Raw genomic sequence first — 14,679 nt, 5'->3', positions numbered from 1 at the left:
GGGATGGCGGACCGGCCCGGTACGGCGCGGTGGGCGCGGCCTGGCTCAGCCCAGTGCGGCCTCGGCCGCCGCCAGGAAGGCGTCGTTCTCGGCCGGCGTACCGATGGTGACCCGCACCCCGTCACCGGCGAACGGGCGCACGATCACGCCCCGCGACTCGCACGCCTTGGCGAACTGCACCGACCGGTCGCCCAGCGGCAGCCAGACGAAGTTCGCCTGGCTGGTCGGGACGCCAGGGACGAGCTTGCCCAACGCCTCGCCGACGCGCTCGCGCTCGGCCACGACCAGCGCGCACCGCCGCCGTACCTCGTCGGCCTGGGCCAGCGCGGCCAACGCGCCCGCCTGTGCGGCCATGCTGGTGGAGAAAGGGGTGACGACCTTGCGTACCGCCGCCGCCACCTGCGGCTGCGCGACCAGGAAGCCGATCCGCAGGCCGGCCAGACCCCACGCCTTGGAGAGGGTGCGCAGCACCGCCACGTTCGGCCGGTCGGCGTAGCTCAGCCCGTCCGGCACCTCCGGGTCGGTGACGAACTCGCGGTAAGCCTCGTCGATCACCACCAGCACGTCGTCCGGCACGGCGTCGAGGAAGCGGTCCAGCTCGGCGCGGTGCACGGCGGTGCCGGTCGGGTTGTTGGGGTTGCAGACCAGGACCATCCGGGTGCGGTCCGTCACCGCCGCCGCCATCGCCGCCAGGTCGTGCCCGTGCCCGGCGTCGTTGGGTACCTGGACGCTGGTCGCGCCGCTGGTCGCCGCGATGATCGGGTACGCCTCGAACGAGCGCCACGAGTAGACGAGTTCGTCGCCGGGCAGGCAGGTGGCCCGTACCAGGTGCTCGGCCAGCGCCACCGAACCACAGCCGGTAGCCACCCGGTCGGCGTCCACCCCGTACCGTTCGGCGAGCGCCTGGCGGAGCGCGACGACGCCCATGTCCGGGTAGCGGTGCACCCCGGCCACGGCCTGGGCGACCGCCTCCACCACACCGGGCAGCGGGCCGTACGGCACCTCGTTGCTGGCCAGCTTGATGGCCTCAGGCAGGCCCAGCTCACGGGCCAGGTCGGCCGGGCTGCGCCCGGGTACGTAGTTGGGCAGCGCGTCCAGGTCGGCGCGGGTCAGCCGCACTGCCGCCTGGTGTCGTCCGTCGTCGGTCATGAGGAAACTCCCGGGGGGTTGGCGCGGTCGTGGGGGGTACGCGGAAGCTGAACCACCACGGTCTGCGCCCGCTTGTCGTGCAGAGCCTGCCGTAGTGGATGGTCGAAGAGCGGTGAGAGCGCGTCGATCAGTTGGAGCAGCAGGCCGAGGCCGCAGCAGTACCAGAGCAGCGTCGGCAGGCCGAGGGTGTTCCAGCGGCGCAGTGCCCGGCCGAAGCCCAGCGGGGTGTCCGCCTCGACCGGCACCGCCTTGACGCGCAGCAGCCGCTTGCCGAAGGTCTGCCCACTGGCCGCCATCGACGGCACCTCGTACGCCAGCCAGAGCGAGGTGGCGATGAGCAGGATCGTCACGATCAGCGCGCCGGCCTGGTCGCCGGCGGCGGGCAGCGGGTCGGTGGTGCGGTCCTGGGTCTGCACCCGGCGCCAGAACTCGTCCAAAGGCGCGGAGAGTTCCTGGACGTAGCGCCAGACAAACCAGCCGTTGACCAGGGCGTTGAGCACGAAGACGATGCCGAGGTCGATCAGTCGGGCACCCAGCCGGGCACCGAACGAGGCCAGTGGCATCCCGTGCGGCCGTGGTGCCGGTGGTTGTCCGGGCCAGGTCGGGTACGGCCAACCGGGCGGTGGCCCCTGCGACGGGTCACCGGTCGGCCAGGCGGGCGGCGGGCCCGGAGGCACCCCGCCGCCCGGCCAGCCCGGTGGTGCTCCCGGTGGGGTGCCGGCGGCGGGTGGGGTGGCTGCGGTCGGCGCCGAGGCGGACGCTGGTGGGGTGGGCTCCGGTGCCGGTTCGGGCTCGGGCGGGGGTGGGCCCTCGGGCGGCGTGACGTCGACCGGGATGGGCGCGCCGATCCAGCCCTCGCCGTCCCAGTATCTACGGGTTTCCGGGTCGGCGGGGTCGACGTACCAACCGGGTGCCACGCTCACGTCACGGCCTCGCTGCGCTCGTTCACCTGGCCACCTTAACGACGACGGTCCTGGCGAACGTGTCGTGGCGTTGCTGCCAGGGCTTGTCCCGCAACGGCCGGCCCGTCTGCGGCACGGCACCGCCGGCCGGAGGCACAGGCCCACCGGCCGGCGGCGGAAGCAGGGGAGGGTGGATCACGCTCGACAGTGTTACAGGTTGCCGCGCTTCTCCTGCTCCCGCTCGATGGCCTCGAAGAGCGCCTTGAAGTTGCCCTTGCCGAAGCCGAGGGAGCCGTGCCGCTCGATCAGCTCGAAGAAGACGGTCGGCCGGTCCTGCACCGGCTTGGTGAAGATCTGCAGCAGGTAGCCGTCCTCGTCCCGGTCGACCAGGATCTTGCGGGACTTGAGCTCCTCGATCGGTACGCGTACCTTGCCGATCCGGGCGCGCAGCTCCGGGTCGTCGTAGTACGAGTCCGGGGTCTCCAGGAAGTCGACGCCGGCCGCCCGCATCGCGTCCACGCTGGCCAGGATGTCGTTGGTGGCCACCGCGATGTGCTGGGCACCCGGGCCCTGGTAGAACTCCAGGTACTCGTCGATCTGCGACTTCTTCCTGGCGATGGCCGGCTCGTTGAGCGGGAACTTCACCTTGCGGGTGCCGTTCGCGACGACCTTGCTCATCAGTGCCGAGTAGTCGGTGGCGATGTCGTCGCCGACGAACTCGGCCATGTTGGTGAAGCCCATGACCCGGCGGTAGAACTCGACCCACTCGTCCATCCGGCCCAGCTCGACATTGCCGACCACGTGGTCGACCGCCTGGAAGAACCGCTTCGGCTGGATCCCGGCGTCGATCATCGGCTGCCGGTCCACGATCGGGCCCCGGGCGGCGAAGCCGGGCAGGAACGGGCCCTGATAGCGGGACCGGTCCACCAGCGTGTGCCGGGTGTCGCCGTAGGTGGCGATGGCGGCCAACCGTACGGTGCCGTGCTCGTCGGTCACGTCGTGCGGCTCCACCAGCCCGGTCGCGCCCTGCGCGGTGGCGTGCGCGTACGCGGCGTCGACGTCGGGCACCTCCAACGCGATGTCGCTGACGCCGTCGCTGTGCCGGGCGACGTGCTCGGCGCCCTCGGCGTCGGGGCGTACCGCGCCGGTGAGCACGAACCGGGCCGAACCGCTGGTCAGCACGTACTCGGCGTGGTCGCGGTAGCCCTGCTCCGGCCCCCGGTACGCCACACAGGTCATGCCGAACGCGGTGGAGTAGTAGTGCGCGGCCTGCTTGGCGTTGCCCACCAGGAAGCGCACGTGGTCGAGACCCTTGACCGGGAAGGGGTCGTTGCTGGTGTCGTGGTCGACGGCGCCGATGAGGGCGTCGACGTCCACCTCCTCGGTCGGCTGGGGTCGGTCGATCGCCTGGGTCATGGTGGCCTCCCTCGCGTACCGGCCGGCCTCGTCGGCCGACGGGATCGTGTGCTGCTGTGCCGAGCATCGCGGTGATCAGACGGACTGGGCAACCCTCTCCGCCTACGCTGGTCAGGTTGCACAAACGGTATGGTGTTTACGCATGAACACTGGACATGTTGCCCAGCTCGACGAGCTGGATGTGCGACTTATCGATTTACTCGCCGAGGAACCTCGGATCGGCGTGCTGGAATGCTCGCGCCGGCTTCAGGTCGCCCGGGGGACCGTTCAGGCGCGACTGGACAAGCTGGTCGGGCGGGGAGTCATCGCCGGATTCGGGCCGGATCTCGGCCCGGCCGCGCTGGGCTTCACGGTGACCAGCTTCGTCACCCTGGAAATCAGCCAGCGGCACGGGCACGACCCGGTCACCCGCCACCTGTCGGAGATCCCCGAGGTGTTGGAGGCGCACACCATCACCGGCTCAGGTGACCTGCTCTGTCGGATCGTGGCCCGCTCGAACACCGACCTTCAGCGGGTGATCGACCAGATCGTGGCGTACGAGGGGATCACCCGTGCCTCCACGATCATCGCGCTCGCCGAGCAGATCCCCTACCGCGTCCTCCCCCTGCTGCGCTCGTCGGTGCAGTGAAAGGAAGGGCCCCCTGTTAACGCCTCCGGTAGAGGAAGGGCCCCTTGCTAACACCGAGCGGTGAGCTCAGTCCTCCGCCAACGTGTCGCCCAGCGGGGTGCGGCGGTAGCGGACGGACCGGCCGGACCGGACCCGGGTGATCAGGCCCGCGTCGCGCAGTACGGAGAGGTGGTCGCCGACGCCACCCAGGCTCAGCCCGAGTTGCGCGACGAGTTGGCTGGTCGTGGCGGGCAGGGCGAGTGCCCGCAGCACCGCCGCGCGGGATCGCCCGACCAGCCGGTCCAGCGCGTCGGCGGGCCGGTCCGGGTCGGGCGGCCCGAGCAGTTCGGCCACCCCGGAAGCCCGGTAGACGATCGCGAACGGCCAGGGCGGCTCGACATAGTTGATCATCATGCCGAAGACCGTGGGGATGAAGAGCAGTCCCCGGCCGTCGAGTGAATAGCTGCGGGGATCGCGGTCGGCCACCTCGATCGCGCCAAGACCGCCACCCGAGTCCCAGCGCAGCCGTGGGTCCAGACCCGCCACGGCAGCCCCCCAGCCGTACGCGAGCAGCCGGCCGGCCCGGTGTACCAGGTCCCGTTCCAGCACTGCCCGCAGGCGCGGCCAGTCCGGCTGCACCAGCGTCACCCAGGCCGCCTCGATCGCGTCGGCCATCCGGTCGACGACATTCGGCGAGTCGTAGATCCGGCGGGCGTACGCCGGTGGGCTGGGCAGGCCGGCGAGATTGCGGGACAGTTCGTCGCGGGCCTGCGCGAGTGGCGTGGCCCGGACGACGGCCAGTTCGTCGGCGAAGGTGCGGCCGATACCGTCGGGCGGCGGCTGGATGAAGTCGGCGTTGTAGCCACCTCGACGCAGCAGCGCCATCAGCGCACCCACCGCCGGCTGGTCCCGGCGCAGCCGCTCGAACGCCGGCCGGGTGCGGGCCATCCAGGGGGCCAGCCCCGGCACGGAGTGCTGGCCGGCGTGCACCCGCAGCGCCCAGACCGCCTCACCCAGCGGTGAGATGGCGTACCGGCTGGCCGCTATGTCCGCCGGGGTGACCTCGATCCGCATCCTTTGACCTTTCGCTGACCAGCGAAAGGATAGAGCGGTCCGGTGCCGGCCACCAGGCTGGCCGGCGTGGACAACACCAGCATGAGCGCGCCGAAGGTGGCCGACCGACCGGCCACCTTCCGGGACGTGTTCGCCGTCACCGAGTTCCGGGTGGTCTTCGCCAGCTACGGCATCTTCATGATCGGCGAGACGGTGAAGATGCTGGCCCTCTCGGTGCTGGTCTACGAGCGCACCGGCTCCGGCCTGCTGGCCGCACTCGCGTACGTGACCGGATTCCTGCCGCACGCGCTGGGCGGGCTGTTCCTGCTCGCCCTGGCCGACCGCTGGCCGGCCCGCGCCCTGATCGTCGGCTACGACCTGGTGCGGCTGGTCATGGTGGTGGTGCTCGCCACGGGTGCGCTGTCCCCGTCGGCGATGCTCGGCCTGGTCGCCGTCGTGGCCCTCTTCGGTCCGGTGAGCAGCGCCTCGCGTACCGCGTTGCTGCCCGAGATGTTGCGCGGCGACGCGTACGTGCTGGGTCGTTCGCTGCTCACGGTGGCCGCCGGAGGCACGCAGGTGGCCGGCTTCGCCGTCGGCGGTCTGCTGCTCGGCCTGGTCGGCCCGTACGGCGCGCTCTGGCTGACCGCAGCGACCTGTGGCCTCTCCGCGTTGCTGGTGCGGTTCGGGCTCACCCATCGCCCGGGCCGCGTTGGACGGGCGGGCGACGGTCCGAGGGCCGGCGCGTTCCGGGAGACCCTGCGAGTGAACCGGCAACTGCTAACCGACCGCCGGATCCGCGGGTTGTTGCTCGCTCAGTGGCTGCCCGGGTCGCTGCTGGTCGGCGCCGAGGGGGTGGCGGTGCCGTACGCGGCAGACCTGGGGCCGGGGGCCAGCGCCGGCGTCCTGCTGATGGCCGGTGCCGGCGGCATGCTGGTCGGCGATCTGCTGGTCGGGCGGTTCATGGCACCGGCCCGGCGGGAGCGCTGGACGCCGTGGCTCGCGCTGCTGCTGGGCGTACCCATGTTGGCGTTCCTGGCCCGGCCGGCGCTGCTGCCCGCGGCGGCCCTGTTCGCGGTGGCGACCGCGGGCTTCGCCTACCAGCTCGGACTGGCCCGACGGTTCCTCGACGCGGTTCCCGAGGCCCGTCGGGGACAGGCCTTCGGCCTGGTCAGCACCGGCATGATGGCGGCGCAGGGGCTGGCCGCCGCCGGGGCCGGCGCGCTGAGCGAGGTGCTCGCGCCGGGTGTGGTGATGGCGGGCGCCGGGGCCGCCTCGCTCCTCGCGACGTTGGTCCTGTGGCCGATCCTCGCCCCCGGCGGTCGGCGCCACCCGGCTCGGCCGGCCGAGCCCACCCCGACCGCGCCCGGTCCAGCGGTGACCGCTGACCACTGACTCAACCACGCCCCCGCCGGTGGTCGGCGGCGCTGCCGATGCGATCTTCCTGCGCGACACGCGGTGCGGTACGGGCGGCGGTGGGCGCGGATGGCTACCGTGTTCCGGTGGCGAAGGGGAGCGGCCTCGGCGTACGTAGCTGGCTGCTGCTCGGCCTGATCACGGTGGTGGTGCTGGCTGCTACCGGAGTGTGGAACCCATTTCCCACCATGTGGGACTGGGTCAACCGGCCCCAGCCGATCTCCCAACCGGACGTGGTCTGGCAGCAGCGGATCGGCGGAACCCCGCGAAGCGTCACCATCGCCGGGGAGAGCGTCGTGATCGAGCAGCGCACCCGGGTCGAGGCACGCAGCCTGGCCGCCGGCACGCAGCTCTGGGAGCGCAAGGCCGACTGGAGCGCGGTGACGGGGGCCGGGCCGGAAGCCGTGGTCGTGGTGGGCAAGCTGCTGGTCAAGGGGTACGAGGTGCTCGACCCCACCACCGGGGTGACCCGTCGCCGCGACGACGACGCGGTGGCCGTCTGGACGTACCGCAACCTGCTGCTGGACGCGCGTTGCGTGGAGGCCACCGACTGCACGCTGAGCGCCTGGGACGCACGCGGTACCGCTCCGCTGTGGACCGCCTTCCTACCCGGAGTCAGCAGCGGCCTGCTCGCCGACAACCCGAACCTGCTCGACACGCGACGGCTCACCAGCACCCGGATCGACGACGAGGTGGCCGGCCCCGAGGCGGTGCCACCGCTGCTCGGCTTCCCGGTCGACGGCCGGGTGCACGTGGTGGACACCGCGACCGGCCGGGTGCTCCAGAACGTCGAACCCGGCCGTGAGGAGCGGCTCGCCGTAATCGGCGGGCGCCTGCTGCGGATCACCGCCCGCTCGCAGGACGGCAACTGCTACTACGCCATCTCCGGTCGGGACTCGGCCACCGGTCAGGAGGCGTGGCAGCAGTCGGGGCTCAACCTCCGCACCGCCGACAGCGCCGGCTGCGTGCAGCGGGAGGACCCGTACGGTGCCCGCAACGTGTTGCTCGGCGTCTCACCGGACGGCCGGGAGGCGGTCCTCGACGGGTACGACGGGCGGCTGTTGCTGGTCACCGCCAACGCCGAACGGATCCTCGCCGTGGACGACCGGTACGCGCTGGTGCGTACCGCCGACGGTGGTGCCGTCTCCGCCCAGGAGCTTGGTGCCGAGCGGACCCGTTGGAAGCGGCCGGCCGGAAAGAAGGCGGGTGCCGCCCTCACCCCCTACGCGGCGATCGTCACCGACGAGAAGCCCAACCGGCTGATCGCGCTCGACCCGCGTACCGGGCGGGAACTGGCCGCGCTGCGTACCTCGGCGAACGCCCTCGCCGTCGGATCCGCCGGCATGGTGATCGGGGAAGGTCGCGAGATCGGGTACGTCCGCTTCGGCGCGACGGCCGGCGGAGCGCCGCAGGACGGCGGCGGGGCGAACCCGGGGCCTGCCGGCAGCGGCGCGGTGCCGCAGCCTCAGGACAGCTGCGGGCCGAAGAACGAGCTGTGCGCCGCTCCTGACCCCGGTAAATGACCGCGCGCCCCCGGGGGTGGGAAGGACCAAACCTTCTGCCCTAGGCTTTGCCGTCATGAGCGAGCGGCAGCGAGCGAATCATCAGCGCGGTGCGGGTGGTGCCGCACGGCGGCACGGAGCGAAGCGGAGTGCCGTCGTGCGCGAGCGGCAGCGAGCGAATCATCAGCGCGGTGCGGTGGTGCCGCACGGCGGCACGGAGCGACCCGGAGTGCCGTCGTGAGCGGTGCTGACTTCGCGTACGCCCCACTGCTACCGACCGGTCCGGACCAGACGGAGTACCGCCTGGTCACCGACGAGGGCGTCGATGTGGTCAACGGTCCCGGCGGCCGGCGGTTCCTGACGATCGAGCCGGGTGCGCTGACCGCGCTGACCGCCGAGGCGATGCACGACATCGCGCACTACCTGCGTCCCGCGCACCTCGCCCAGCTCCGGTCGATCATCGATGACCCGGCGGCCTCCCCGAACGATCGGTTCGTGGCGCTGGACCTGCTGCGTAACGCCAACATCGCTGCCGGCGGAGTGCTGCCGATGTGCCAGGACACCGGCACCGCGATCGTGATGGGCAAGCGTGGCCGGCACGTGCTCACCGACGGCGCCGACGCCGAGGCCATCTCGCGTGGCGTGTGGCAGGCGTACACCCGGTTGAACCTGCGTTATTCGCAGCTCGCTCCGCTGAGCATGTGGGAGGAGCGCAACACCGGCAGCAACCTGCCCGCGCAGGTCGAGTTGTACGCCGAGGACCCGGACGGCCACCCCGACGCGTACAAGTTTCTCTTCATGGCGAAGGGGGGTGGCTCGGCCAACAAGTCGTACCTCTACCAGGAGACGAAGGCACTGTTGAACCCGACGCGGATGATGCAGTTCCTGGAGGAGAAGCTGCGGCTGATCGGCACCGCCGCCTGCCCGCCCTACCACCTGGCGGTGGTGATCGGCGGCACCAGCGCCGAGTACGCCCTGAAGACCGCCAAGTACGCCTCCGCCAAGTACCTCGACGCCCTGCCCACCTCCGGCTCGATGACCGCGCACGGCTTCCGGGACCTGGAGCTGGAGGCCGAGGTGCTGGAGTTGACCCGCAACTTCGGTATCGGCGCGCAGTTCGGCGGGCGCTACTTCTGCCACGACGTCCGGGTGGTGCGGTTGCCCCGGCACGGCGCGTCCTGCCCGGTGGCGATCGCCGTGTCCTGTTCGGCCGACCGGCAGGCGGTTGCCAAGATCACCCCGTCGGGTGTGTGGTTGGAGCGCCTCGAAACCGACCCGGCCCGCTTCCTGCCCGAGGTCACCGAGGCGCAGCTGGACGCGACCGAGGTGGTGCGCGTCGACCTGAACCGGCCGATGGACGAGATCCGCGCCGAGCTGTCCAAGTATCCGGTCAAGACCCGGTTGTCGTTGAGCGGGCCGTTGGTGGTGGCCCGGGACATCGCCCACGCGAAGATCGCCGAGCGGCTGGACGCGGGTGAGCCGATGCCGCAGTACCTTCGTGATCACGCGGTCTACTACGCCGGCCCGGCGAAGACCCCGGAAGGCTACGCGTCCGGCTCGTTCGGCCCGACCACCGCCGGGCGGATGGACGCGTACGTGGAGAAGTTCCAGGCCGCCGGGGGCTCGATGGTGATGCTGGCCAAGGGCAACCGGTCGGCGCAGGTGACCCGCTCCTGCGAGCAGCACGGCGGCTTCTACCTCGGTTCGATCGGCGGTCCCGCGGCCCGGCTCGCCCAGGACTGCATCAAGCACGTCGAGGTCCTGGAGTACGCGGAACTCGGCATGGAGGCGGTCTGGAAGATCGAGGTGGAGGACTTTCCCGCCTTCATCGTCGTCGACGACAAGGGCAACGACTTCTTCGCCGAGGTCACCAAGCCCGTCCTCACCATCGGCCGCAGCTGAGCGAACATCGGTGCGCCCGTCCGCATTCGCCGGACAGGCGCACCGCCCCCGTTGGATGTCGAAATCGGCAACCGACATGAGTCTCCGCCCCGGCGCTGTCGAATGTCTCTCAGGGCGCTATCAAATTAATGGGCGTGCTGTGAGGGTCGGGCTACTCTGCTGGGCGTTGCGTCATTCCGGTGGGAGAGCGAATGCGGTTTCGGATCCTGGGTCCGCTGCTGGTGGGAGACGGCGATGCCACCGTCACCGCGGGTAGGGACCGGGCCGTACTCGCGGTTCTGCTACTGAGAGCCAATCGTGCCGTGCCGGCCGAGGAACTGATCGACGCGCTCTGGGAGGACGACCCGCCGGCCACCGCCCGCGCCCAGTTGCAGACGTGCGTCTCACGCCTGCGGCAGCGATTCGCTCGGCTCGGCCTGTCACCGGAGCTCATCGTCACCGATCCCGTCGGGTACGCCGTACGGACCGCCCCCGGTGAGCTGGACAGCGAGGTCTTCGCCCAGAGCATCGAGGTCGCCCGGGGGATGGTCGCCCGTGGCCGGCTGGTCGACGCGCGTGGCCAGTTCCGCGCGGCGTTGCGGTTGTGGCGCGGCGCGGCGCTGAGCGGCATCCAGAACGCGAGCGTGCGGCGGCGTGCCCAGGCCCTCGACGAGCAGCGCCTGGCGGTGCTGGAGGAGTGTGTGGACGTCGAACTGCGTCTCGGCCACGCGGCGGCGCTGCTCGACGAACTGGCCGAGAACCTGGACCGGCATCCGCTGCGGGAACGCCTCCGGGGGCAACTCATGCTGGCCCTGGCCGCGGTGGGTCGGCAGGCCGATGCCCTCAAGCTCTACCGGGAAGGGCGGGGCCTGTACGCGGAGGAACTCGGCATCGAGCCGGGCGCGGCCCTGCAGGAACTGCACCAGCGGGTGCTTGCCGGGGACCTCGCGGTCGCCGGATCCGAGCGGCGGGCCACCGTCCCCGTCCGCGCCCTGCCTCGCGCGATCAGTGACTTCACCGGACGGGCGGAGACGATCGCCCGGTTGGTCAAGGAGATCGAGGAGGGCGAGACCCGGATCCAGCTGATCGACGGCATGGCGGGCAGCGGCAAGACCACCCTGGCGGTGCACGTGGCCAACCGGATCGCGGAACGGTACCCCGACGCGCATCTCTTCATCGACCTGCACGGGCACAGCGAGCGGACACCACTGAGTCCGTCGGCGGCACTGGCCACGTTGCTGCGGCAACTCGGGGTTCCGGCCGAACGGATCCCGGTCGACCTGGACGGCCGGTTGGCCATCTGGCGGACTGAACTCTCCGACCGGCGGGCCCTGGTCCTACTGGACAACGCCGCCTCCGCCGCGCAGGTGGCGCCGTTGTTGCCCAGCGGTGCCGGCTGCCTCACGCTGATCACCAGCCGGCGTCGACTGGTCGGGCTCGACGAGGGACGACCCTCCTCGCTGCCGGTGCTCGACCCCGACGAGGCAATCGAGTTGCTCGGGCGGGTGGCCGGCGAGGAGCGGATCGCGACCGAGCGCGCTGCGGCCGCTGAGGTGGTACGCCGCTGCGGGCATCTGCCGCTGGCGATTCGGCTGGCCGGCGCGAGACTGGTGCACCGTCCTCGATGGCGGGTCGTCGACCTGGCGGACCGGCTCGGCGGTGCCCGGGACACGCTGGCCGAGCTGGCCGCCGGGCAACGCTCGGTAGGTGACGCCTTCGCGTTGTCGTTCGCCCAGGTGTCGCCGCCGGCCCAGCGCGTCTTCCGACTGCTCGGGTTATATCCGGGGATACGCCTGGACGCCACCACCGCTGCCGCCCTGGCCGACCTGCCGTTGGCCGAGGCACAGGACATGCTGGACGAGCTGGTCGACGCCCACCTAGTCGATGAGCCGGAGCCGGGCCGCTACCGACTGCACGACCTGGTCCGCGAGTACTCCCGGATCCTGCTGGCCGACCCCGCCCACGCGTCGGAGCGGCACGAGGCGCTTGGCCGGCTGCTGGAGCACCACCTGTACGTGGCGGCGGCGCTCGGTCGCGAAGTCGAGTCACCCGGCAACCGGCGTACCCTCCGGTTGTCCGATCCGCCTCGCCCTGACCTGGTGAGGGCGGACGTGGCGCGCGGGCCGGCCTGGTTCGACGACAACCGGTCCGCACTGGCCGCCATGCCCGCCCTGGCCGAGGCGGAGTACCCCGAGCGCGCCTGGCAGCTGGCCAGGGCGAGCTGGCGGCTGCTCTACAACGGCGGGCACCTCGACGAGTTGATCGAGACACATCGGGTGGGCCTCCGGTCGGCGCAGGCGCTCGGTGACGAGTCCGCGCAGGCGCTGATGTTGAACTACCTGGCGTCAGCCCACTTCCGGCGTGCCCGCTTCGCGCACGCCATCGCCCTGCTACAGCAGGCCGTCGAGCTGTGCCGCAGCAGCGGTCCACCCGACCTGCTGCGCAGCGTGCTGTGGAACCTGAGCATCAGCAACTACGCCGAGGGCGGCCCCCGCCGTGGCGTCGAGTACTTCCAGGCGGCGTCGGTGGTCCCACCCGGTGGCGACCAACTGGCTGCCCGCAGCGCTCTGCTCAACAACATGACCCACCTCATGTGCACCTGGGGCCGTTACCACGAGGCGCTACGACTCGGCCGCCAGCACCTGCTGCTGGCCCGTGAGGTCGGTGACCATCGACAGTTGGCGAACGCCATGGGGCACATCGGCACCATCCGGCACCGGATGGGCGACCTCGAACCGGCGCGTCGACTGCTGCGAGCGGCGCTTCTCGCGCACCGCGCGGCCAAGAACCGGTTCGACGAGGGCGAGATGCTCAACGAGTTGGGCGTGATGGAGCGCGATGCCGGCCGCACCGACGAGGCGGCGACGTTGCACCGCCAGGCGTTCATCGCGATGAGTGAGGCCGGCGATCTCGTCGGTCAGTGCGGATCCCGTAACCTGCTGGCCCTCGCCATCCTCGACCAGGGTGACGTACGCAGCGCTCAGGACCTCTTCGGTCGGGTGCTGCTCGACGCCACCCGGATCAACCACCGTTACGAGCAGGCGCGAGCACTCGACGGCATCGCCCGCTGCCTGCGTCCCACCGACGCGGCAGCGGCCCGCTCGCACTGGGCTCGGGCCTTGGCCCTGTTCGAGCAACTCGACGTACCGGAGCAGGAGACGGTGCGGCAGTCGCTCGCTGAACTGGAAGACTGACTCTCGCGATCATCTGCGAGTCGGTGCCGGTCGGGGCAGGATGGTACGCGTGACGACTCCAGAGGGTACGGGTTATCGGATCGAACGCGACTCGATGGGCGAGGTGGAGGTGCCCGCCGAGGCGTTGTGGCGGGCCCAGACACAGCGGGCGGTGCAGAACTTCCCGATCTCCGGCCGGGGCATCGAGCCGGCCCAGATCCGGGCGTTGGCCCAGATCAAGGGTGCCGCGGCAGAGGTCAACGGCGATCTGGGGGTGATCGACGCGAACGTGGCCGCGGCGATCGCCGCCGCTGCCGCGCACGTGGCCGACGGTGGGTACGACGACCAGTTCCCGGTGGACGTGTTCCAGACCGGCTCCGGCACGTCGTCCAACATGAACACCAACGAGGTGATCGCCACCCTCGCCGGCCGCGAGCTGGGCGGCAGCGTGCACCCGAACGACGACGTCAACGCCTCACAGTCCAGCAACGACGTCTTCCCGTCCTCGATCCATCTGGCCGCCACCGAGGCTGTCGTACGGGATCTGCTGCCGGCGCTGGACCACCTGGCGGGCGCGTTGGAGGCGAAGGCCGAGGAGTTCGAGACCGTCGTCAAGGCCGGGCGTACCCACCTGATGGACGCCACTCCGGTGACGCTCGGGCAGGAGTTCGGCGGGTACGCCGCCCAGGTCCGGTACGGCATCGAACGGTTGGAGGCGGCGCTGCCCCGGTTGGCGGAGCTGCCGTTGGGCGGCACGGCGGTGGGCACCGGCATCAACACGCCGCTCGGGTTCGCCGCCCGGGTGATCGAGAAACTGCGTGCCTCGACCGGGCTGCCGTTGACCGAGGCGCGCAACCACTTCGAGGCGCAGGGCGCGCGGGACGCCCTGGTCGAGACGTCGGGTCAGCTGCGTACCGTCGCGGTCGGGCTCTACAAGATCGCAAATGACATCCGCTGGATGGGTTCCGGCCCCCGAGCCGGCCTGCGCGAGCTGCGTATCCCGGACCTTCAGCCGGGCTCGTCGATCATGCCTGGCAAGGTGAACCCGGTGGTCTGCGAGGCCGTCCGGCAGGTCTGCGCGCAGGTGGTCGGCAACGACGCGGCCGTGGCCTTCGCCGGGTCGCAGGGCGACTTCGAGCTGAACGTCATGCTGCCGGTGATGGGCCGCAACATCCTGGAGTCGATCCGGCTGATCGCCGCGTCGAGCCGCCTGCTCGCCGATCGGTGCGTGGTCGGCCTGGTCGCGGACGCCGAGGTCTGTCTCTCGTACGCCGAGGGCTCGCCGTCGATCGTCACCCCGTTGAACCGGCACCTCGGTTACGACGAGGCCGCGTCGATCGCCAAGGAGGCGCTGGCGAAGCAGATCTCCATCAAGGAGGTGGTGATCTCGCGCGGTCACGTCGACTCCGGCAAGCTCTCCGAGACCCAGTTGGAGGAGGCGCTCGACCTGCTCCGCATGACCCATCCCTGATCGGCAGGCTCCGCTGACCAGCTCCGATCGTGCCGGGTGGGTAGATCTGTTGTCGCTGGAACGACAACAGATCTACCCACCACACGCTGCCCTCGATCCACGCAGCCGGTGC

At 71.2% G+C, this 14,679-nt stretch carries 10 protein-coding genes; 6 read left to right on the top strand and 4 right to left on the bottom strand.

Annotated elements, in window-relative coordinates:
• Positions 1–45: 45 nt before the first annotated feature.
• From hisC to hppD, 3 genes are all read right to left on the bottom strand, one after another.
• The gene (gene hisC / locus Vlu01_RS12005) at positions 46–1,149 is read right to left on the bottom strand and encodes a histidinol-phosphate transaminase (protein WP_203997774.1); all 1,104 of its coding nucleotides are present in this window, start codon (positions 1,147–1,149) and stop codon (positions 46–48) included.
• Positions 1,146–2,072, bottom strand: a complete 927-nt coding sequence (locus Vlu01_RS12000) for an RDD family protein (RefSeq protein WP_203997772.1) — start codon at positions 2,070–2,072, stop codon at positions 1,146–1,148. The genes hisC and Vlu01_RS12000 overlap by 4 nt, the downstream gene beginning before the upstream one ends.
• A gap of 189 nt (positions 2,073–2,261) precedes the next feature.
• Positions 2,262–3,467: a 4-hydroxyphenylpyruvate dioxygenase gene (hppD, locus tag Vlu01_RS11995; protein ID WP_203997770.1), complete on the bottom strand. Its 1,206-nt coding sequence runs from the start codon at positions 3,465–3,467 to the stop codon at positions 2,262–2,264.
• A gap of 142 nt (positions 3,468–3,609) precedes the next feature.
• On the opposite strand from hppD, the gene Vlu01_RS11990 reads away from it, so the two are divergent.
• A complete protein-coding gene (locus Vlu01_RS11990; protein ID WP_203997768.1) occupies positions 3,610–4,095 on the top strand; it encodes an Lrp/AsnC family transcriptional regulator in 486 nt (161 codons plus the stop codon).
• Between the two features lie 66 nt (positions 4,096–4,161).
• Here the strand turns inward: Vlu01_RS11990 and Vlu01_RS11985 are convergent, their stop codons facing one another.
• Positions 4,162–5,148, bottom strand: a complete 987-nt coding sequence (locus tag Vlu01_RS11985; RefSeq protein ID WP_203997766.1) for an ArsR/SmtB family transcription factor — start codon at positions 5,146–5,148, stop codon at positions 4,162–4,164.
• An 81-nt stretch (positions 5,149–5,229) separates the two neighbouring features.
• Here Vlu01_RS11985 and Vlu01_RS11980 point away from each other — a divergent pair, with 81 nt between their 5' ends.
• From Vlu01_RS11980 to Vlu01_RS11960, 5 genes are all read left to right on the top strand, one after another.
• On the top strand, positions 5,230–6,519 hold the full coding sequence (locus tag Vlu01_RS11980) for an MFS transporter (RefSeq protein ID WP_203998238.1): 1,290 nt from the start codon (positions 5,230–5,232) through the stop codon (positions 6,517–6,519).
• Positions 6,520–6,626: 107 nt separating this feature from the next.
• Complete coding sequence (locus Vlu01_RS11975) at positions 6,627–8,063, top strand: outer membrane protein assembly factor BamB family protein (RefSeq protein ID WP_239095852.1); 1,437 nt, start codon at positions 6,627–6,629, stop codon at positions 8,061–8,063.
• Positions 8,064–8,279: 216 nt separating this feature from the next.
• A complete protein-coding gene (locus Vlu01_RS11970; RefSeq protein WP_203997763.1) occupies positions 8,280–9,944 on the top strand; it encodes a fumarate hydratase in 1,665 nt (554 codons plus the stop codon).
• Between the two features lie 191 nt (positions 9,945–10,135).
• On the top strand, positions 10,136–13,117 hold the full coding sequence (locus Vlu01_RS11965) for an AfsR/SARP family transcriptional regulator (protein ID WP_203997760.1): 2,982 nt from the start codon (positions 10,136–10,138) through the stop codon (positions 13,115–13,117).
• A gap of 40 nt (positions 13,118–13,157) precedes the next feature.
• The gene (locus Vlu01_RS11960) at positions 13,158–14,567 is read left to right on the top strand and encodes a class II fumarate hydratase (RefSeq protein WP_203997757.1); all 1,410 of its coding nucleotides are present in this window, start codon (positions 13,158–13,160) and stop codon (positions 14,565–14,567) included.
• Positions 14,568–14,679 lie beyond the last annotated feature (112 nt).

Origin of the sequence: Micromonospora lutea, from assembly GCF_016863535.1 — a bacterium.
GTDB lineage: Bacteria > Actinomycetota > Actinomycetes > Mycobacteriales > Micromonosporaceae > Micromonospora > Micromonospora lutea.
The sequence above is the reverse complement of the archived record's forward strand: the minus strand, read 5'-3'. Positions and strand labels throughout refer to the sequence as shown.